The 704-nt window shown below is 59.7% G+C and carries 1 protein-coding gene; it reads right to left on the reverse strand.

Translation table 11 applies throughout. The features are described from left to right. Nucleotides 1-602 (reverse strand): IS5 family transposase (locus tag BST28156_RS34535; protein WP_174904587.1); only part of this gene is annotated, 602 nt, incomplete at its 3' end. Between the last annotated feature and the right edge of the window lie 102 nt (nucleotides 603-704).

A 704-nucleotide genomic window follows, 5' to 3' on the forward strand; every position in this document is an offset into this window, starting at 1 on the left:
CCCTTTCGGAACAGGCGCGCATCCGGATCAGTGCTCGATTCATGCGTGTCGTTGCTGCGCCGTTTGCCCTTCCAGTCGGTGTCGACATTGCGGCCGCCGCCGGCCGGCGGATCGTCCGAACCGTCCTTGGGCCGGAAGCTCTTGTGGCTGGCCCACGCCTGGATCAACGTGCCATCGACCGAGAAATGTTCTCTGGAGAGCAGCCCTTGCTTGTCGGCCAAGCTCATGACTTCGGTAAAGAACGCTTCGACCACTTCGTGCTCGAGCAGACGATCCCGATTCTTGGAGAACACCGAGTGGTCCCAGACGGCGTCTTCGATCGCCAGTCCGACGAACCAGCGGAACAGCAGGTTGTAGCGCATCTGCTCCATCAGCATGCGCTCGCTGCGCACCGAGTACAGCACCTGCAGCAGCAACGCACGCAGCAGCTTCTCGGGGGGAATCGACGCACGGCCGCTGTCTGCGTAAATCGTGCCGAACAATCCGTTAAGTCGCTTCAGCGCTTGATTGACCAGCAACCGAAGTGCTCGCAACGGATGATCGGCTGGCACGAAGTCTTCCAGCTTCACCGTCGTGAACAGCGGTTCTTGCATCTCGTCCATTCCGCGCATCGCTCTCGCCTGCCCAAGATCATGAACACGATATCTCTAACGCACTGCCCTCAGGGCCCGTTTACACCGTATCCAATTTCAACAGCCTGCTAG

Source organism: Burkholderia pseudomultivorans, from assembly GCF_902499075.1.
In the GTDB taxonomy this organism is placed as follows: Bacteria; Pseudomonadota; Gammaproteobacteria; order Burkholderiales; family Burkholderiaceae; genus Burkholderia; species Burkholderia pseudomultivorans.